The 19,012-nt window shown below is 62.8% G+C and carries 12 protein-coding genes; 3 read left to right on the top strand and 9 right to left on the bottom strand.

All coding sequences use genetic code 11. The annotated features are described in order from the left end of the window. Nucleotides 1-24 precede the first annotated feature (24 nt). The 6 genes from J5M73_RS09830 to J5M73_RS09855 all read right to left on the bottom strand — a co-directional run bounded on the left by J5M73_RS09830 (nucleotide 25) and on the right by J5M73_RS09855 (nucleotide 10,242). Nucleotides 25-714: a phospholipase D-like domain-containing protein gene (locus tag J5M73_RS09830; RefSeq protein WP_102861317.1), complete on the bottom strand. Its 690-nt coding sequence runs from the start codon at nucleotides 712-714 to the stop codon at nucleotides 25-27. 39 nt (nucleotides 715-753) lie between these two features. Beyond that, entirely contained in the window at nucleotides 754-5,898 is a 5,145-nt protein-coding gene (locus tag J5M73_RS09835) for a DNA repair ATPase (RefSeq protein WP_102861316.1), read from the bottom strand. 192 nt (nucleotides 5,899-6,090) lie between these two features. After that, on the bottom strand, nucleotides 6,091-8,166 hold the full coding sequence (locus J5M73_RS09840) for a flotillin family protein (protein WP_102861315.1): 2,076 nt from the start codon (nucleotides 8,164-8,166) through the stop codon (nucleotides 6,091-6,093). Between the two features lie 36 nt (nucleotides 8,167-8,202). Continuing rightward, nucleotides 8,203-8,844, bottom strand: coding sequence for a hypothetical protein (locus J5M73_RS09845; protein ID WP_102861314.1), 642 nt, complete (start codon nucleotides 8,842-8,844; stop codon nucleotides 8,203-8,205). Nucleotides 8,845-8,910: 66 nt separating this feature from the next. Next, nucleotides 8,911-9,606 carry a PspA/IM30 family protein gene (locus J5M73_RS09850; RefSeq protein ID WP_102861313.1) on the bottom strand — a complete coding sequence of 232 codons (696 nt, stop codon included), beginning with the start codon at nucleotides 9,604-9,606 and terminating at the stop codon, nucleotides 8,911-8,913. 15 nt (nucleotides 9,607-9,621) lie between these two features. Beyond that, the gene (locus J5M73_RS09855; protein ID WP_102861312.1) at nucleotides 9,622-10,242 is read right to left on the bottom strand and encodes a YjfI family protein; all 621 of its coding nucleotides are present in this window, start codon (nucleotides 10,240-10,242) and stop codon (nucleotides 9,622-9,624) included. Nucleotides 10,243-10,560: 318 nt separating this feature from the next. Between J5M73_RS09855 and J5M73_RS09860 the strand changes: the two genes are divergently transcribed. Further along, the gene (locus J5M73_RS09860; RefSeq protein ID WP_102861311.1) at nucleotides 10,561-11,760 is read left to right on the top strand and encodes a CaiB/BaiF CoA-transferase family protein; all 1,200 of its coding nucleotides are present in this window, start codon (nucleotides 10,561-10,563) and stop codon (nucleotides 11,758-11,760) included. Between the two features lie 85 nt (nucleotides 11,761-11,845). Further along, nucleotides 11,846-12,688, top strand: coding sequence for a TIGR02285 family protein (locus J5M73_RS09865; protein ID WP_240322075.1), 843 nt, complete (start codon nucleotides 11,846-11,848; stop codon nucleotides 12,686-12,688). Between the two features lie 168 nt (nucleotides 12,689-12,856). On the opposite strand, the gene J5M73_RS09870 is transcribed toward J5M73_RS09865, so the two are convergent. Continuing rightward, the gene (locus J5M73_RS09870) at nucleotides 12,857-13,144 is read right to left on the bottom strand and encodes a DUF3509 domain-containing protein (protein ID WP_102861309.1); all 288 of its coding nucleotides are present in this window, start codon (nucleotides 13,142-13,144) and stop codon (nucleotides 12,857-12,859) included. Nucleotides 13,145-13,362: 218 nt separating this feature from the next. Between J5M73_RS09870 and J5M73_RS09875 the strand changes: the two genes are divergently transcribed. Further along, nucleotides 13,363-14,016, top strand: coding sequence for a response regulator transcription factor (locus tag J5M73_RS09875; protein ID WP_180988524.1), 654 nt, complete (start codon nucleotides 13,363-13,365; stop codon nucleotides 14,014-14,016). An 18-nt stretch (nucleotides 14,017-14,034) separates the two neighbouring features. On the opposite strand, the gene J5M73_RS09880 is transcribed toward J5M73_RS09875, so the two are convergent. Next, the gene (locus tag J5M73_RS09880; protein WP_102861307.1) at nucleotides 14,035-15,300 is read right to left on the bottom strand and encodes an EAL domain-containing response regulator; all 1,266 of its coding nucleotides are present in this window, start codon (nucleotides 15,298-15,300) and stop codon (nucleotides 14,035-14,037) included. 89 nt (nucleotides 15,301-15,389) lie between these two features. Then, nucleotides 15,390-19,004, bottom strand: coding sequence for a transporter substrate-binding domain-containing protein (locus J5M73_RS09885; RefSeq protein ID WP_207815511.1), 3,615 nt, complete (start codon nucleotides 19,002-19,004; stop codon nucleotides 15,390-15,392). Nucleotides 19,005-19,012 lie beyond the last annotated feature (8 nt).

The following is a 19,012-nucleotide window of genomic DNA, read 5'->3' on the forward strand; positions in this document are numbered from 1 at the left end:
AGTACTGGCCCGCCGCTGCACGCCTTAACGCGGCGCGTAGCGGCTCCAGAGCTCGTTGAACTCCTTGAGGTAACTGGCCACCAGTTGCGGATGGTCGATCACCAGCAGGTTTTCCTCGTTGCCGGTGGTGGCGCTGCGGGTCCAGTTGAAACTGCCGTTGAGCAGGGTCCGGCCATCGAACACGGCGAACTTGTGGTGCATGTGGAACGGCGTGTCGTCGATCCGCACCGGCACCCCGGCCTCGCGTAACCCGGCGATATCGCTGCCGACATCGAACTGCTTTTCACTGTCGCTGATCACCCGCACGGCCACGCCGCGCTGGTGGCAGGCGCGGATTTCGTCGCTCAGTTGATCGTCAGAAATGGTGAACACGCAGATATCCACCGAGATCCGGGCCTGGCGGCACAGGTCGCGGATCTTGCGCCGGCAGTCTTCACCGGGGCTGAAGTGGGCGCTGGCCATGTCGCGCACCGGGGCGCTGTTGGCGTCCAGGGTCTTGACCACCTGCTCCAGCCATTTCAACGCCGGCAGCACATTGGCGCTGTCTGCCAGGCTCAGTTCCCGTACCAGATCGAAAGCTCGATTGCGCAGGTAACGCACCTGATCGGCACTGAGTTCGCTGCCCAGTTGGCGCAGTTCGTCCCGCTCTTCGTTGCTCAGTTTCAGGTCCAGCAGGCTGTCGCGCAGCTGCTGGTCCAGGTGGGCAAAATCCATGTCGTGATCCTTGGCTGTTCGCCGGCAAGCCGGCTCCTACTATTGGGAGTCCTTGAGGGTCGGCACATCACCGTGGCTGAGCATGCGGCTCAATTCGTCCACCCGCGTGGCGATGTCGCCAATGCGCTGGTGGCTGTGCAGGTCGACGTCGATCTTCTTGTGCATGACCTTGATCAGCGGCAGGAAGCTGTTCTCCAGGTGCTCGGAGAGGTTTTCCAGCACCGCGCGCAGGTCATGCTGCTGCGCGGGCCGGGCCAGACCGCGTACGCCTTCCACCAGATCGTTGAGCTGGGCCACCATCCGGGTGCCGACATCGCTGTCGCTGCCGCCCATGGAGCGGTTGCGCACGAAGTCGCGCTTGATCTGGGTCCAGCGTTCGCGCTGCTCCGGGGTCTGGTTACCGCGCAGTTCGGCGAGCTTGAGCAGGTTTTCCTCGGCGCCGGTGGTCAGCAACTGGGATTCGCCCTGGTAGTGGTCGGCCAAGAGTTGCAGGAGCTCGGCGTCGTTCATCACCGCCGAGATTTTCTCGGCCATCTTGTTCATGTTGCGGTAGCTGCCCTGCAGCTTGAACGGCGGCTCGCTGCGGTACTGGTCGGCCTGGGCGGCGCTGGCGATGTACTGCTGGTTGACCCGCAGCACCACGTCGCGCACCTGCATCAGGCGTTGCAGGGTGGTGGTGATTTCGTTGATCTCGGCGCCGCTGTAGCTGTGGCTCAGTTCGTTGCTGGAGAAGGCCTTGCCTTCGGCCTTGGCGACAAAGCGGTAGACGTCCGCCATGTCGCGGGTGGCCAGGGGTGCCAGCACCGGGTTGGAGGTCAGGCCGTTCTCGATGTAGCTCAGGGCGAAGGCTTCCTGCATGCCGCCCAGGGTGTCGCCGAGGTTATAGATGTCGGCCCGGTTGGCCAGCATGTCGGGGATCTTGAACACCTCGCCAGACTCGGTGTACGGGTTGCCCGACATCACCACGCAGAACTTCTTGCCGCGCATGTCGTAGGTCTTGGTGCGGCCTTTCCACACGCCTTCGATGCGCCGGGTGCCGTCGCACAGCGAGATGAATTTCTGCAGGAATTCCGGGTGGGTGTGCTGGATGTCGTCGACATAGAGCATCACGTTGTTGCCCATCTCCAGAGCCAGGTTGAGCTTCTCCAGTTCCTGGCGCGAAGTAGCGTCCGGCGCCTGGGCCGGGTCCAGGGAACGCACCTGGTGACCCAGGGCCGGGCCGTTGATCTTCATGAAGATCAGGCCCAGGCGGTGCGCCACGTATTCCATCAGGGTGGTCTTGCCGTAGCCCGGTGGCGAAATCAGCATCAACAGCCCCATCAGGTCGGTGCGCTTGTTCTCGCCCACGGTGCCCATCTGCTTGGCCAGGTTGTCGCCGATAAAGCCCAGGTACACATCGTTGATCAGCTTGTTGCGCACGAACGAGCTCAGCGGCCGCGGCTTGAATTCGCTCAGGCGCAGGGCCGAGCGCTCACGACTGATGATGCCCTGGCGCAGCGCCTGGTAGCGCTGCAGGCCGGGCAGGAACTGCTCGCGGTGGGCCCGCAGGCGAGCGAAGAAACCATCCACGGTGAGAGACAGGCTGCGCTCGTGAATGCGCGGGTGTTCGCCCATCAGGTTGCCGACGCTGAACCGCAGGTCGACTTCAGTGATGCGCTTGGCAAAGTCTTCCCGCAGCAGCGACAGGGCCACCGCCTCGGGTACGTAGTCGCTCCACTCGGCGAACTCGCCCTCGGCGCACAGGGCCGAGAGCCAGTTCTCGGTCAATGCCCACTGTGCAGCAGGCCGCTCCACCAGCCGCGCCAAGGCCTGCTGGTAGTCGTCCCACATCCGCGCGCCCTGCAGACGCAAGGTCAGGGCTTCCTGCAGTTGCTTGGCGTATTTGCTGAAGGTGAATTCGATGCGTTCTGCGGCCAGTTCCTGAACCAGGTACTCGGCGGCTTCGGGCAACAGCTCGGCGGCCAGGGTGAAGGCGTGCTGCTGATGCCAGTCACTCAGTGCCGCGAGGATTTCCTCCTGCAACTGCAGCAAGCCTTCTCGACGCCCGAACAGCTGCTGAATATGCCGGCTGGTGCGGGCCCGCTCGACCCATTGCTGCGGTTGCGGCTGGTGCTGCTGGCGGCCCCAGAACAGCGTGGCAAAGGCCCGCGCCGCCGCGCCGAAGCGCAGCAGGCCGGCGCTGTCGCGCAGCGGTAGCAACTGCAACAGAATCGCCGCCGCATCGTGGTCGTGAATGCCCTTTTCGTAGCCTTCCTTGTAGCGCGGCGCGGCGAAGTCGCGGATCACCCGCGCCAATTCCTCAGGCTGCGCCAGCAAGGGTTTCAGGCTTTCCAGGCTCAGCCCTTCCACGCCCCGGTCGGCAGCGTCCAGCACTTGCCCGGCCAGGTACTCAGCGCGGTACAGCTGGGCCGATTCCGACTCCAGGGCCACCTGCCAGAAGTCGCGCAGGGCTTCCAGCTCGGGGTCGCGCAGAGGTTCGAGGAAATCCGTGCCGGTGAGGTGCAGGTGCAGTTCGTCGCCCCGGGGCATCAGGGTCAGGTCCAGCTCCTGGGTGTTGACGCTGAAGCGATGACGCGGCCCCAGCTTGATGACGTTGCCGCCCTCTTCGAACAGCTCGGTCTTGTCGCGCAGGGCCCGAACGGCCTGATCCCGGGCGCCCTTGAGGCGCGACTCGACGTCGTCAGCCTTGACGCTGTCCTTGAGCTCGCGCAGGCGCTCGGCCAGCTCCCGCAGCTTGAGGATCAGCGGGTCGGCGGCGAAGAACGCATTGAGCTCCTCGGCCTGGGTGAACTTGGCGGTGCGCCGGCCGAGGCTGTCGAGAATCCGCCGCGCCGCATCCAGCAGGCCCTGGGCCTTGCGCTGGCGCTCGTCGAGCAGCGATTGCTTGTGGGCCTCGAAGGTTTCCAGCAACTCCTCACGCTTGCCGAGGATGTCGCCGAGAAACTGTTCGTGATCGCCGAAGCGGCTCTCCAACTCCTCCAACTGCACCAACAAGCGCGACAGTTGCTCGTCGCAGCGCTCGGGGTCCTGGGCCTGGGCCAGGGCATTGGTGATGCCCTGGCTGAAGAGTTTGAACTGGGCCCCGAACTGGGCCACGGTCTCGGTCGAGCCCAGGCCCTTGCGCCGCTGTTCGGCGCGGGCCTTGGCCTGGTTCAGGCGGGCGTAGATCTGCGAGATGGATTCGATGATCCGGGTGCGCTGGGTGGCGTCTTCGATCTGCAACGAGGCCATCAGGCTCGACAGCATGTCCAGATCGCCAGCCATGGCTTGCAAGGCCCCCAAGGGCTCGCTGAGCTGAGCCACGGTCTCGGCTTTCTGCGCCTGGGCGTCGAGGGTTTCCAGCTGGGTGACGAAGGGCTGCAGAGCCTGATCGCTGGCCAGGAAGGTCGCGGTGCCGGCGGCGGTGCGCTCCTGGGCCTTGAGCAAATCGGCTTCCATGGCGTCGATGCGCGCCACGTCGATGTAGCGGTAGTCGCGAATGGTCAGCAGCAGGCCGCGCTGGGCAGTGATGCCGTTGAGCGCATCGACGAAGCTCTGCACCTGGTCCCAGCTGTCCACCAGCAGGCTGTCGAGCAGGGCTTTCTGCTTGGCCTCGGCGGCCACCATGGCCTGGTCCGACTGGCGGCGGATGCTTTCGACTTTCTCGTATTCATCCAGCACCAGCTCCGAGGTCGAGGCCACCTCGCGCAGCAATGGGGCCAGGCCTTCGAGCTCGGCGCTGCCCAGCCAGTGATACACATCGAACAGGCGCCGGGTGTTCTGGCACAGCAACGAATAACGCTGCACCGACACCGCCGGGGTATCGATCTCGCGGCACAGGTCGTAGAGATCGGAAACGCTACGCACCAGTTCGGCGTTGCCAATGCGCCCCAGGAAACCGCTGCGGGTCGGTTGCCGCGCGGCGTATTCCTCGGTGAAGAACGGCGTCTGCCAGATCTGCATCGGGTGGACCCGGGTCGGCTCGTCGCCTTCGGCGGCGAAGATCACCATGCGCCCGTCTTCCAGGCGCGCGTAACCGTGGCCGAACAGCGGGTTCTGCAACTGGCGGTTGATCATGTTGTAGGTCAGCAGCACCGAGCGGCCCTGCTCTGGGTGGTAGAAGATGTACTGCACATCTTCACCGTTGGGCGAGCGTACCGAACGCTTGAAGCGCATGCCGTCCATGGACTGTTCGAAGGTCTTGTACTCGCCGCTCTGCAGGTAATAGCCACCGGGGAAGATGATCCCGTGGTCTTCCGGCAACTGCACGCAGGCCAGGCCGATGGCGTCGATGCGCTCCACCTGGCGAGTCAGGCTGTTGAACACCAGGTAGCGCCACTGCTCTTCGCGGTACGGCAGGACCTTGAGCAGGATCAGGCTGCCCAGGCGGGCGAATTCGATCTGCGAATCGTCCAGGGACTGGGTCTTGTCCAGCACCTCTTCGCGGTAGATGCCCAGGCCCGACTCGGTGTTGTTCTCGACCTTGATGGTCAGGTCGCCGCCGATGGTTTCGACGAACACCGTGTCGAGGATGTTCAGGTGCGGGAAGCGGCCTTCGACCACCATCTCGCGGGTGGCCTTCTTCCATTCGAAATCGAAGGGCGCCGGCAGGGCGATATCCCGCTCGCCGCGGTTGTCGATGTACCGGACATCCCGTCCGTCCACCGAGATCGACCAGCGGAACACCCGCACATCGGTGACGCGCTCGCCAATCTGGAAACTCGCCAGCAGCTTGCCGTCACGGATCGCCAGTTGCAGCAGGCGGGTGTTCTTGTAATAGGTGTAGAGCTCGTTGAAATCGTTGAGGAAGCCCTGGGCCGCCAGGAAGCTGCCTTCCAGGGGCACGGGCTCGGCTTCGTAGCCTTCGCCCTCTTCCACCAGCCGATAGAGGGAAAACACGTCGGCGACGCTGGTTTCCTTCTTCAGGCCGATGAACACGTTGTAGCCGAACAACAGGCAGTCGCCGACCTGGACGATGTCCCGGGCGATGCAGTTGTTCTCGGTGCGGATGCGCACCCGCCCGACCACTTCCATGCGGCTGTTGCCGAACTCGTCGAGACGCCTCTGGTTGAGGTCGTCGGTGGTGGCCCGCAGGCGCTGGCCCTGGTCCAGCAGGCGCTTGTGCAGCACCTCATAGGCGCCGCCTTCGGCGACGGCCTTGTCCAATACGTCCTGCGGGGGAGTTGCGACTTGAGCGTCCGACATCGTGGCCTTCCTGGATCTACGGCGGTGTGCAAAAAAAGCGGGCTCCTCAAACCTGGAGCCCGGTACCCGACACAAGGCCGGTAGCCGCTGCCGCGGGCTGCGTGCTTGAGGGCCCGAAGGCCCTCAAGGGCTGCGCCTCCTACGGAGTCGGTCGCAGCCTTCGGCAGCGGCTACAGGTGTGTCAGGTGTGGGTCAGGCTTCGGCAGACGGCGCCTCGGCCTTGCGCGAGACGGCAGCGGCGGCCAGTTCAGCGGCAACGGCCGGTGCGCCCTTGCCGTTGAGCAGGCGTGCCAGGACGTCCTGGACCACCGGGCTCTTGCCCACCACGCCCTCGATGGCCTTGCCCACCGACAGCGATTTGGCGAAGGAATTGAAGAAGTCGCCTTCGCCGCCGACGATCTCGATCTTGGCCTTGCTGAGGGCGGCGGACAGCACTTCGGCCTGGTCCTTGGCGATGTCCTTGTTGGCGGCGATGGCGGCCATCGCTTCCTCGAAGTTCTTCTCCAGTTGCATGCGGAACTCTTCGTGCTGGCGAGCGCTGTCGCTGAGGGAATCCAGGGCACCGAACTTCTTGCCCAGGCCTTCGGCTTCGGCGTTCAGACGCTGCAGCAGCACTTCGGCTTCGGCCGAACCCAGGTCCTTGGTGGCCTTGGCCTTGGCCGCGCCCAGTTGCTCTTCGCCACGGGCTTGAGCACCGAGCTTCTCTTCCATGACCTTGGCTTCCGCCAGGCCGTCCTTCTCTTTGGCAGCCGCCTGGGCTTCCATGACGCGGGCGTCGGCCAGGCCTTTTTCCTGCTCGCCGCGAGCTTCGGCAATCAGCTGCTCGGTGCGGACGCGGGCTTGCGCCAGGCCTTCTTTTTCCTGGGCCGCTGCGGTGATTTCCAGCACGCGGGCATCGGCCAGACCAGGCGCGGCGCGCTCGGCTTCCAGGCCTTCGGCCAGGCGCTTCTTGGCTTCGGCCTGTTTGGCCGCCGCTTCCAGTTCGGCCTGGGCCAGGTTGTTGATCTCCACGGCCTTGTGCTTGGAGCGAGTCTCGTCGGCTTCGGCCTGTTTGACCTGACGCACCAGATCCTGCTCGGCTTCGGCCTGGGCCTGGATCACCACCACTTGCTTGGCGCGTTCGGCTTCGGAAATTTCGCGTACTTCCTTGATCCGCTCTTCTTCCTGGGCCACGGTCTTCTCGACCGCTACCCGCTCACGGATCACGGTGGCGATGTTCTTGCGCTGCTCTTCCAGAGCCTTTTCTTTCTCGATGCGCTGCAGTTCCACTTCACGCTCGCGGGCCACTACTTCCAGGTCCTTGGCGCGGGTGACTTTCTCCACTTCGATGACCACCGCACGCTGACGGTTCTGCTGGGCCACTTCGACTTCGCGCTGATGGTTCTCGGTGCGCACGTCGATTTCCTGCTGCGACTGAATGCGTGCTTGCTCGGCCTTCAGGCGCTCTTCTTCCTTGACCTTGGCGGTCTCGGCTTCCTCGCGGGCGCGGATGGTTTCGATCTCGCGCTTCTGCCGTGCTTCGGCGTCGGCCTGCTGGCGCTCCAGCGACAGCGAGGCTTCGCGGGTCTCGACGTTTTTCTTCTGGATCGCCAGTTCCTGGTTGCGCTCCAGTTCGTTGGTGATGACGTTCTGCGCCGCGGTCAGCTCGGTGATCTTGCGGATACCTTCGGCGTCGAGGATGTTGCTCGGGTCCAGGGAATGCTTGGCGGTCTGCTCCAGGTAGTCGATGGCCACGTCTTCCAGCACATAGCCGTTGAGGTCGTTGCCAATGATCTCAATGATGCGGTCGCGGAAGTCCTGGCGGTTTTCGAACAGCTGGACGAAGTCGAACTGCTTGCCCACGGTCTTCAGCGCTTCGGAGAACTTGGCGTTGAACAGCTCGTTGACCGCGGCGCGGTCGGAGGCACGGTCGACACCGATGGCCTTGGCCACCTTGAGCACGTCTTCCTGGGTTTCATTGACCCGCAGGTAGAAAGCCACGGTGATGTCGGCGCGCATGTTGTCGCGGCAGATCAGACCATCCTTGGCCCGACGGTCGACTTCCAGGGTGATCAGCGAGATCCGCATGAACTCCTTGAGGTGGATGACCGGGTACACCAGGGCGCCGGTGAAGTGCACCTTGGGCGTCGAGGACATGTCGTTGACGATCAGCGCCGTGCCTTGGGGGACCTTGATATAGAAGGCCTTGAACAGGGCCAACAGGCCGAAGACCACCAGTACGACGAGGCCGATCCCGAGCAGGATGGGCAGCAGCGACGGTAAATTCATGCAATCAATCTCCTTTGATTCTGAGGAAGCCCGGGCTCAGAGGCCGCGAAACTCGTCCTCGGTAATGACCCGATAGGCGTGTTGCGCCTCCAGATACTCCAGTAACACGACGCGATCGCCGCGTTTGAAAGCTCGCGCCTCATCGGCACGCACACGCAGGATCAGGCCCGCGCCGCCGTTCTCGAGCACGGCTTCGCCGTGCTCCAGGGTGACTCTGCCGCTGCGTACCACGGCGGTCTGCCCCAGCACCAACTGGCTGCTGGTGGCTTCCATCTTGTGAAACAGCGGACGCAGCGGACGGCAGATGGCCGCGCTGATGGGGGCCGCCAGAAACAGCGCAACCACAGCCAGCAACAGGCCCAGGGGATAACGCAGCCAACCCAGGGGCAGGTGGCTGAGGACGTAGAGTTCGGCGAAATAGGTCAAAAACCAGCTGAAGAACATCAGCAGGGTCAGCACCAGGGTGACCGGCACCCCGTTGAGCTTGAACTTGATCAGCAGCCCGGCCAGGCCTTCAGTGGCATGGGCGCCTTCGAGCAGCGAATCAGCCTCGAAGTCCAGCAGATCGACCTCGAGCATGCCCATGGCCACCACGGCCCAGTAGATTACCGCCAGGCAGAGCATGAAGCTGAACAGCACTGTGGGGAACGACAACACTGTCTGCAGGAAGATTTCCATTGCTTTCCTATCCCTGAAAAAGCCGGGCAAGGCCCATCGGCCCCGCCCCTACAACACAACGATGAATCAGGACTTGTTGCGATCCTTGAGGCGCGCCAGCACGCTGTCGGCGCTGGTGCTGCCGGCGACGATCCCGGCCTCGCGCAACTTGGCGTCCAGGGCATCGTCGGGGTTGCTGGTGCTGGCCAGCTCCGCTGCGGCTTCCATCTTCGCCGCACGCTCGGCCTGCTTCTGCTTGATCCGCTCCAGGGACTCCACCGCGGTGTGCAGCTTGCTCTGCGAGCCACCGTAGCGCTGGGCCACGGCCTGCTGGGCCTTCTGCACGCTCTCGGTGGCCTTGACGGTATCCACCTGTTGTTTCAGATGTTTGATATTGCCTTCGGCCTGGGTCACAGCCTTGCGCAATTGGGCCACGCTGGCGGCAAAGCCATCGGCCTGCTCGCGCTCGACCGCCAGGTCATTTTCCAGATTGGCGATCTTCTGCGCCACTTCCTGGGCAAGATTTTCATTACCCGCTTCCAGGGCCTTGAGGGCGTAGCTTTCATACTCGGCGATCTTCGCCGCGCTGCCGTTGGCGCGCTCGGCGGCGAGTTTCTGCCGGGCCATGATTTCGGCCAGGGCTTCCTTGGACTTGCGCAGTTCCTGGTCGGCGTCGCGGATTTCCTGATCCAGAATCCTCAGGGCCTGGCTGTCCACCATGGCTTCGCCCGCCTCATTGGCGCCACCGCGCAGGGCGGTAAGCAACTTGCTCCATACGTTCATGTGCATTCCTCCAGGTCAGGCCTGAGCCTTCAGGTAGCCTTCATAGGCCTCGGTAGCCCTGATCACGTTGCTGGCCAGGGTTTCGATCTCGTAAAGCACGTTGGAGAGGATCGAGGTGGCGCTGAGCGCACCGAACATCATGTAGAAGCGCTCGCCGCCCAAGCCGGTTTCCAGGCCGATGCTCGACAGCGGGAACAACTGGCGGCTGAGCAGCACTTCTTCATTGAAGGCTTGCACATCGGTGACTTCGCTTTGCGGCCAGAGCAGGGCTTCGACCAGGATCTGCTCGCCGGACAGGGCGACAAACAGCGGCAGGTCGCCGTATTCGCGCATGGTCACGTGCAAGCTCGGTTCGGCGCCTTCAAGCAGTTCAATGCTGGCTTCGCCGCTGCTGAACAACTCGGTGGCCATCAGGGCCTGGCACAGCGATCGGGCATTCCAGATCTGCGGCATGCTCATTTCTCCATCCTTTTCCACAGGAGCCAGCCCGTCAAAGGGCTGACGCAGTTTGCGTTCAACCGCCAGCAACGCCTGGGCGTTCTCGGGCAGTATCCAGACTTCCTTTTTCACCAAGCCCTGATCACGCAGGCGCTGGCGGAATAAACGTTGGTAATGGGCTGAGGATTTGTTTTCCATGGCGCACAGACTAGAGCATCACATGTAAGACTTTCAATTCATCACATGTAATTTTTTAATGGGGTATTTGTAACAATAGTTTTCTATCAATCCACTCGGAACAAAACGTCGAACCTGTCACGGGGCATAGACCAGATCGAAGGATTTGCAACCGCCCTTCTCATGAAAGGCGCCATTAAACCCGCCACCCAAGAGAATGAGAAGCACAATTATCCCGCCATCGACCTGAAAATAATGAATGAAGGCCACCGTCCAGCGCTGCCTTAATGGCAACCAATGGTCTAGGCTAGGCGGATTTTCCTGCCCAGCGGATGCCCCATGAACAGCCTCAGCAAGCCCCTCGCCGGATTGAAAGTGATCGAACTCGGCACCTTGATCGCCGGCCCCTTCGCCTCGCGCATCTGCGCCGAGTTCGGTGCCGAGGTGATCAAGGTCGAGTCTCCGGACGGCGGCGATCCGCTGCGCAAGTGGCGCAAGCTGTATGAAGGCACTTCGCTGTGGTGGTTCGTCCAGGCCCGCAACAAGAAATCCCTGACCCTGAACCTCAAGCATCCCGAAGGCTTGGCGGTGCTCAAGCAACTGCTGGCCGAAGCCGACATCCTGATCGAAAACTTCCGCCCCGGGGTCCTGGAAAAGCTCGGCCTGGGCTGGGACGTGTTGCACGCCCTCAACCCCAAACTGGTGATGGTGCGCCTGTCGGGCTTCGGCCAGACCGGCCCGATGAAGGACCAGCCGGGCTTCGGCGCCGTGGGCGAGTCCATGGGCGGCCTGCGCTATATCACCGGCTTCGAGGATCGTCCGCCGGTACGCACCGGGATTTCCATCGGCGACTCCATCGCGGCCCTGTGGGGCGTGATCGGCGCGCTGATGGCCCTGCGTCATCGCGAGGTCAACGGCGGCCAGGGGCAAGTGGTGGACGTGGCGCTGTATGAGGCGATCTTCGCCATGATGGAAAGCATGGTTCCGGAGTTCGACGTGTTCGGTTTTATCCGCGAGCGCAGCGGCAACATCATGCCCGGCATTACCCCGTCTTCGATCCACACCAGCGCCGATGGCAAGCATGTGCAGATCGGCGCCAACGGCGATGCGATCTTCAAGCGCTTCATGCTGCTTATCGGTCGCGACGACCTGGCCAACGATCCCGCCCTGGCCAGCAACGACGGACGCGATACCCGCCGCGATGAACTCTATGGCGTGATCGACCGCTGGGTGGCCTCCCTGCCCCTGGACCAGGTACTGCAGCAGCTGAATCAGGCTGACGTCCCGGCGAGCCGGATCTTCAGCGCCGAGGACATGTTCCACGACCCGCAGTTCCTCGCTCGGGAAATGTTCCTCCAGGCCAAACTGCCCGACGGCAAGCCCTTCAAGATGCCCGGCATCGTGCCGAAACTCTCTGAGACGCCCGGCTCCGCGGACTGGGTCGGCCCCGAGCTCGGCGAGCATTCGACAGAAGTCCTGGCGAGCCTGGGCTACAGCAGCGAACAGATCCAACACTTGCGCAACTCTGGGGCGATCTAAGCTGAAAAACCGGTTTTCCATCAGCGCCCTGTCCGGCGCCCATCCACCCTTCCTACGCCGTCGCCTTAGGTGCTGCGTGACGTTTCTGCTCGCCCTGCTGTGGCTGCCGAACGCCTCCAGCGAACCCAAGGAGACGCTGTTCTGGCTGCTGCGAGACCTGCCGCCGCTGAGCATTTTCGAGGGCGAGCAGAAAGGACAAGGGGTCATCGACCTGCTGATGCCGCAACTGATCGCCAGCCTGCCGGAGTACCCACAACAGATAGTGCGGGTCAATCGCGCCCGGGGCTTGCAGATGCTGCGCGAGCCGACCTTCGTCTGCGACCCGTCGCTGATCATGAACAAGGAGCGCGAACAGTGGGTGACCTTCTCCATCACCAGCTTCCGAGTCCTGAGCAATGGCCTGGTGATCCGCCGCGCCGACCATGAACACCTGACCCCGTTCGTCCGGGAGGGCAAGGTCGATCTGCGCGCCCTGCTCGCCAGCGGCCAGGAAAAAGTCGGAGTGGTTGCCGAGCGCAGCTATGGCCAGCAAGTCGATAACCTGCTGCAAGCAGCCCCCGCGGACTCGGTCAATGCCCACCACGGCAACGACGCCCTGGGCAGCCTGTTGCAGATGCAGCGCCTGGGGCGCCTGCGTGTGTTGCTGGGCTACTGGCCGGAAATTCGCTACCAGGCAATGCAGCAAGGCATGGACCCGCAGGAGCTGGAGTTCTATCCGATCCAGGGCACCCAGCAGTATCAGGAGATCCATATCGGCTGCAGCAAGACCGCCCAAGGGCGACAAGCCATAGCCCGGATCAACCAGGCCCTGCTCAAGCTGCGTGAGGATCGCCTGGTTGAGCTGTATGCCGCCTGGCTGGAGCCGGAGATGCGCGACCCATACCGTGCCGACGCCCGGGCCTATTTCCGCGATCTGCACGACCACTGACAAATCCCGGGCAAAAAGAAACCCCGAGAAGTGGGGAGACGACTCGGGGTTAAACGCGGTCTTTGACGACCGGTATCAGCCGGCTACAAGCACCGGAGCACAATGCCTGATCCTGCTGATACTGAGTCTGACTGACCGGGTGACAGGAAGGTTCCGCAAAAATTTGCATCAGTTGCGCTGATCGAACACCTTGCCTTCAGCTGCATGGCGCAACGCGGCGATCACACAGGGTTCCAGCCGGCCTTCGGCGATCAGCACGTCACGGTGCAGACCATCGACTACGTCGGTAAGCAGGCGCTTGTCGGTGAGCTGGGCCTGATTGACCTCACGCTCCAAGACCATGGCGCCAGCCGCGTTCTTCAGGGTCACCAGGCATTCGCCATGGCCGCCGCAAGGCGTCAGTGTGACCTGGTACGGACTCAGCGACTCGCTCAACAAAAGACTGATACTTTCCATCTAGATCACCACTCAATAGCTCGAATTAGAGGTTCGAAAACAAAAATGCCGGTAGCTTTCTGACATTCAAGTGACCATCGCTCAGAGAAGAAAGTTCGCCACACCTACTGCTGCCGACCTGAGTCATTCGAGCATGCACGGGTAACATGACAGATATAAAACGGCCGACCAGGCGCAAACCACGCCGCCGTTGCATTGGAGCCCAAGCTTTGAAAGCAATGTCGAACAACAAATTGCGCATCATCCTTGCCGACGATCATCCGATCTTCCTGATTGGCTTGCGTGCCGTGCTGGAGCAGGACGACAGCCTGGCCATTGTCGGTGAAGCCCGCTCGCCTTCTGCCCTGAGCCAGCTGATGCAGGAAGTCGAGTGCGACGTGCTGGTCACGGACTTCATGATGCCCGAGGAGCAGCAGAACGACGGCCTGCGCCTGATCGAGCAATTGCGCCGGCATCATCCCGACCTGCCCATCGTGGTGGTGACCATGCTCAATCACGCCGGGCTGTTTCGCTCGATCCTCGACCTGGGGGTGATGGGGTTGCTGAGCAAGGCCAGCCTGGCCGATGAACTGCCGTCAGCCATTGCCCATGCGCGACAGCACAAACGCTATGTGGCCCAGGCCATCAAGCGAGCATTGAGCCTTGCCGGTGAAGTGGGACCGGATCGACTGGTCTCCAAGGATCAGTTGTCGCCCCGGGAACTGGAAGTGATCCGCCTGCTGGCCGCCGGCCATGCAGTGGGAACCATCGCCACTCAGCTCAACCGCAGCAAACAGACGGTCAGCGCGCAGAAAGTCAGCGCCATGCGCAAACTGGGCCTGGCCAGCGAAGCCGCGCTGTACATCTATGTCCAGGAACACGGGCTGTCCTAGGCGCTACGGGCAGCGACCTTAAGCACACAGACCGGCGGCCTGCCCATCCAGGCCATTGCTGCCCACGCCTGGGGTCTCGGCCAGCCATTGGCGCATCTGGGCGGCGCTCATCGGCGGGGCGATGAAACAACCCTGCAGATGAGCCGCCCCCAGGCCCCTGGCCGCCACACAGTCGGACTCGGTCTCGATACCGGTCACCACCACCCCCAGGGACATGCGTCGCGCCATGTTCATCGCACCGCCGACCAGCGCCCGCTTGCGCTCATCCGCGGCCATGCCGGCGACAAACACCGGAGGGATCTTCAGCTCGGTGAACGGCAACTCCAGCAAGCGCTGCAGGCTGGTTCCACCGGTGCCGAAATCGCCGATGGACAACTTGCAACCAATCATCCGCAGGCGCAGCAGCGCCTCCACATGGGCGGTATCGGTCTGCAGTTGCGTGGTGTCGATGACTTCCAGGGTCAGCATCCGGGCCGGCACTTCGAAGCGCCTCAGCAACGCCTCCAACTGACGGGGGAACAACGGCCGCTCGAGGATGCCGGTGGGAATGTTCACGGCAACCGGCAGCCAGTAGCCCAGCACCAGTTTCACCCCGGCCACCAGTTCCAGTGCCTGCTCCAGCATGTGCCAGGTGAAGACCTCTTGCAGGCCGGCGAACTCGATCAGCGGAAGAAATTCGCCGGGCATCAGCAGGCCCCGCTCAGGATGCTGCCAGCGTGCTAGCGCCTCGACACCTTGAAGCTCGCCATGCTCATGGATGACCGGCTGAAAATGCGCAACCCCACAACCCAGCACCGCCGCAAGCCCCTCATCCTGAGTCACGTCCTCGAAGACAAAGGGCTCAAGGCCCAGCAAGTCCCGGAGCAATGTCTGGTTCAGTTCGGGGCCGGCTGCCCTGGCGTGCTGTTGATAGGCACAGAGCAAGTCGCCGAGCACAGCAGCCGAAGCCGGCTTGGGCAAGCACGCGAGCACTTTCAAGCCCAACTCGCGAGCCATGCCGGCTGTACCTTCAAGGACATCCGGCTCTGCGTCGCTGAGAATGATCAGGGCCTTGGCCAGTTGCTGCTGGGCCAGTTCGCGGATCAACTCCAGGCCATCGGTCTGCTCCAGGTACAGATCGCAGATGGCGATATCCACCGGCCCCTTGCTGTCCAGCGAGCGCCGCGCGGACTGCTGGTTCTCGGCGGTCAGCACGTTGAAGACACCATTGGCGTTGAGCATCTGGTGCAAGGCCATCAATTGGAACGAGTTGTCTTCGAGAATCAGCACTTTTAGCGAATGCATGGGGCAACCTCCGATCGGCGCAGGTGGGAACAGTCCACTACGGGCCGATACGGTAATCAGACAAGTCCTAATCACACATAGGACAAGTCTTATTCGTCCAGAGCCATCTGAATATCGCTGCGTAAAATCCCCATGACCTCAAGCAGCAGCGGCCATTGACGGCCCAGCGCCTGCTCCTGGCGCTCCTTGACCAGCACCTCCAGCTCGATACAGGCCTTGGCCAGGGGCAAGGCGTCGATCAGGCAGCACACACCCTTGAGCCGATGCAAGGTGCCTCTCAGGCGCTCCCAATCCAGCACCGCCAAAGCCTCTTCCAGCGCTTGCTGCTCTTGGGCAAGGTTACGCAACAGCTCCTGCAACATGCGCTGCAACACGTGTTCGTCGGCCTGGGTCATGCCGCGCAAGGTCTGGATGTTGAAGGATGGCGACGGCAGGAAACGGGCCAGAGACTGGGCCAACTGATCCAGGGTCACCGGCTTGACCAGCAACTGATCCATGCCGGCGCGCTCACAACGCTCGCGCTCGTCTTCGAACGCGTTGGCCGTGCAACCGATCACCGGGCAGGGCGAACGCCCTTCCTGCGCCTCGATCTGGCGGATGGCCTCGGTCAGGGCGTAGCCACTCATGCCCGGCATGTTGCAATCGGTCATCAGCACATCAAAGGTCCCGGAGCGCCAGCGCTGCAACGCCTCACGGGCGTTGTCACAGGCCACGACCCGATGCCCGAGAAACATCAGCTGCTGGCTCAGGACCATGCGGTTGGCGCTCAAGTCATCCACCACCAGCACTTCGATGCTGCGGCTCGGCGGACGCTCGGCAGGCGGCGAGACTTGCGGATCGAGATCCTCGCTGACCCGCTCCAGATACAGCTCGATGACAACAACGGTTCCGGCTCCTGGCTCACTCAGCAGGTGAATGCGCCCGCCCATCAACTCGATCAACTGCCGGCAGATGCTCAGACCCAGCCCGGTGCCGCCATAGGTTGAAGAGGTCATGGCATCGGCCTGGACAAAGGGCGTGAATATCCTCGCTTGCTGCTCGGCACTGATTCCCGGGCCGGTATCCGCGACGCTGATACGCAGACACGGGATACCGGACTCATCCGGCTGGCGCTCCACCGTCACCCGCACTTCACCTTCAGCGGTGAACTTCAAGGCGTTGCTCAACAGGTTGTGCAGCACCTGGCGCAAGCGCAACGGATCAAAGAGATAACGCCCCCGGGCTTCCTCGTGGAAGACCAGCTGCAAATGCACGCCCTGGTTGCGCGCAGTCACTTCGAAGAGCTGCCGGACGCTGTCGAAAAAAGGCTTGAGGGCGGTGACCTGCGGCACCAGCTGCATATGGCCGGCCTCGATCTTGGCCAGATCAAGGCTGTCCCCCATCAGGCTGATCAACTCCTGGGCAGACTGATAAGCCACCCGCAGAGCCTCGGAAAAAGGCGCGCCACGCACCCTGGCCTGCTCTTTCTCCAGTTCCAGCAAGCCAACGATGGCGGTCATCGGCGTGCGGATCTCATGACTCATGGTGGAGAGAAAAGCACTCTTGGCGGCATTGGCCTGGTCGGCGGACTGACGCGCTTGTACCAACTGGTTCTCCAGACGCTTGCGCTCGGTGATATCGATCCAGCCACCCAGCAAGCCCTGCAGACGGCCCTCGGCACTGTAGAACGGCACCGTCCATTGATAGGCGTGGATCGATCCGTTGCGCGTCTGCACCTGGCGGTCGGCGAATACCGACTCCTCGGACGCCAGCAACTGCATGATCTCGCCATGCAGCTGGCGCGCGGTGGCTGCAGGCAGCAGATCCAGCTCTGTCAGTTGTCGCCCCCGAATCTGTTCCAGGCTCGTCCCCAACTGCTGTTCATAACTCTTGTTGCAGGTGATCAGGCGCCCTTGCAGATCACGGACAAAGATCGGGTTGGGGATGCCGTCAAGCAGGGCCCGCATGAACACCAACTGATCGTTGAGCCGTTGCTCGGCTTGCAATCGCTGCTGAATCTGCAGCTTGAGCCGACTGCTCCAGGCCAGGGAAATCAGACCGAACAGCAGCGCGGTGGAAATGGCCCAGTACACCCAGGTCGGCACCCGCTGCCAGACCGGCATCGGCACCGGCGTGGCCCCCAGCCACTTGAGACGGATGGCGCTAAGCTCCGCCACGGGCAGCGCCTCCAGCGACTTGTTGAGGATACTCAGCAGCTCGGGTTGATCCTTGCGCACGGAAAACTCGTCGGCCGACCAGGTACCTTCGACGCTGCGCCCCACCCGCAATCCATCGTCAGCGGGCCCCAACCCCAGCGCCTGGACCTGGACCTCGTTCTGAATGGTGGCCATGGCTTCACCACTGCTGACCAGGGCCCGGGCTTGCTCATAGCTGTCGACACTGCGCAGCCGAATATCGGGATAGTAGCGCCGGATGTAGCTCTCAAGGGTGTGCCGCGCCGGCAACGCCAGCACCTCACCGGCCATCTGCTCCAGGCTGCTCAGGCGGCGATCCTCGGGACGCACGACAAAGACCCAGGCGGCACCACCGAAGGCATGGGAGAAATTCAGGAACAACCGCCGGTCCTCACTGGCCGTGAGGGTAGAAGTCATCTGCGCCTGCCCACTCTCCAGCCACTCCAGGGTCTGCGCTGTGGAAAGGCTCTCCTTGTGCACAAAATGCAGGCCGGTCATGCGCGAGATACGGTTGAGCAGGTCGATGTTCAGACCGGCCCAGCGCCCCTCCTTGTCCTTGAACACATGGGGCGGATATTGCTGGGAGGCAACCATCACGTGGGGATGCTGGAGAATCCAGGCCTGCTCCTCGGCACTGAGCTCGATCCGCTCACCGGAGATATTCGCCCCCAGGCCGGTGGTCCAGCGCGCCTGTATTTCCCGCTGCAGGGATTCGTCAATGCTCTGCAGTGCCTGCTCCAGCAGGCCTGCCAGCAGGGCGTTGTCATCACGGGTGGCAAAAGCGAAGCCCGTCGGCGGCAAACGGCTTTCATCCTGAATCCGCACCGCCAGGTAAGGGCGCAGGGCCTTGTAGGCACGCACGATGATCTCATTACCGATGAAGGCGTCGGCGTCGCCCTGGTTCAATGCCTCCAGGCCGCTGTAAAGATTGGGCGAGAGCATGATCTGACTGTTCGGATACGCCGCATGCACCTGTTCGGCGTTGGCATAACCGTCCAACAACACCAGTTTCTTGCCGGCCAGATCATCACTGGGGCTCGACCCGTCGCGGCGCACCACCACCACCGCCCTGTCGGGCATGTAGTCGCTGGTGAAGCGCAGCCCCGAAAGGCCGCGCTCATAGCCATTGGCGCTGGTCAGCACATCGATGGTGCCGTTACGCAGCGCTTCGACCGCCTGCTCGCGCTCGGAAAACCCCAGGACTTCCATTGTCACGTCCAATCGCTCGCCCACCAGACCGAGGTAATCGGCGCTGATGCCCTGATAGCGATTGCGGTCACGGGTGATGTCGATGGGCTGGTAGTCATCAATGGCGATCCCCACCCTCAGGCGCGGATGCCTCGCCAACCATTGCTGTTCGGCAGGCGCCAAGGCCAGAGGCTGCAGATCGGCGAACGCCGGCACCAGCTTGAAGGGCAGGTTCTTCGCCGTGCCGGCCAGCGCGACACCCCAGAGCACGGCCCAGGCCAGCAGGCTCGCCACTAGCAGGCCCAGAACGCGCCCTACCCTGTACGTTTGACGAAGCATCATCCGGGCCT

The organism is Pseudomonas sp. 50_B (assembly GCF_017491625.1).
Classification (GTDB): domain Bacteria; phylum Pseudomonadota; class Gammaproteobacteria; order Pseudomonadales; family Pseudomonadaceae; genus Aquipseudomonas; species Aquipseudomonas danubii.

Excerpts from the sequence above, each read along its gene's own strand:
- J5M73_RS09830 (WP_102861317.1), bottom strand. The coding sequence starts at position 714 with ATGGATTTTGCCCACCTGGACCAGCAGCTGCGCGACAGCCTGCTGGAC.
- J5M73_RS09835 (WP_102861316.1), bottom strand. The coding sequence starts at position 5,898 with ATGTCGGACGCTCAAGTCGCAACTCCCCCGCAGGACGTATTGGACAAG.
- J5M73_RS09840 (WP_102861315.1), bottom strand. The coding sequence starts at position 8,166 with ATGAATTTACCGTCGCTGCTGCCCATCCTGCTCGGGATCGGCCTCGTC.
- J5M73_RS09845 (WP_102861314.1), bottom strand. The coding sequence starts at position 8,844 with ATGGAAATCTTCCTGCAGACAGTGTTGTCGTTCCCCACAGTGCTGTTC.
- J5M73_RS09850 (WP_102861313.1), bottom strand. The coding sequence starts at position 9,606 with ATGAACGTATGGAGCAAGTTGCTTACCGCCCTGCGCGGTGGCGCCAAT.
- J5M73_RS09855 (WP_102861312.1), bottom strand. The coding sequence starts at position 10,242 with ATGGAAAACAAATCCTCAGCCCATTACCAACGTTTATTCCGCCAGCGC.
- J5M73_RS09860 (WP_102861311.1), top strand. The coding sequence starts at position 10,561 with ATGAACAGCCTCAGCAAGCCCCTCGCCGGATTGAAAGTGATCGAACTC.
- J5M73_RS09870 (WP_102861309.1), bottom strand. The coding sequence starts at position 13,144 with ATGGAAAGTATCAGTCTTTTGTTGAGCGAGTCGCTGAGTCCGTACCAG.
- J5M73_RS09875 (WP_180988524.1), top strand. The coding sequence starts at position 13,363 with ATGTCGAACAACAAATTGCGCATCATCCTTGCCGACGATCATCCGATC.
- J5M73_RS09880 (WP_102861307.1), bottom strand. The coding sequence starts at position 15,300 with ATGCATTCGCTAAAAGTGCTGATTCTCGAAGACAACTCGTTCCAATTG.
- J5M73_RS09885 (WP_207815511.1), bottom strand. The coding sequence starts at position 19,004 with ATGATGCTTCGTCAAACGTACAGGGTAGGGCGCGTTCTGGGCCTGCTA.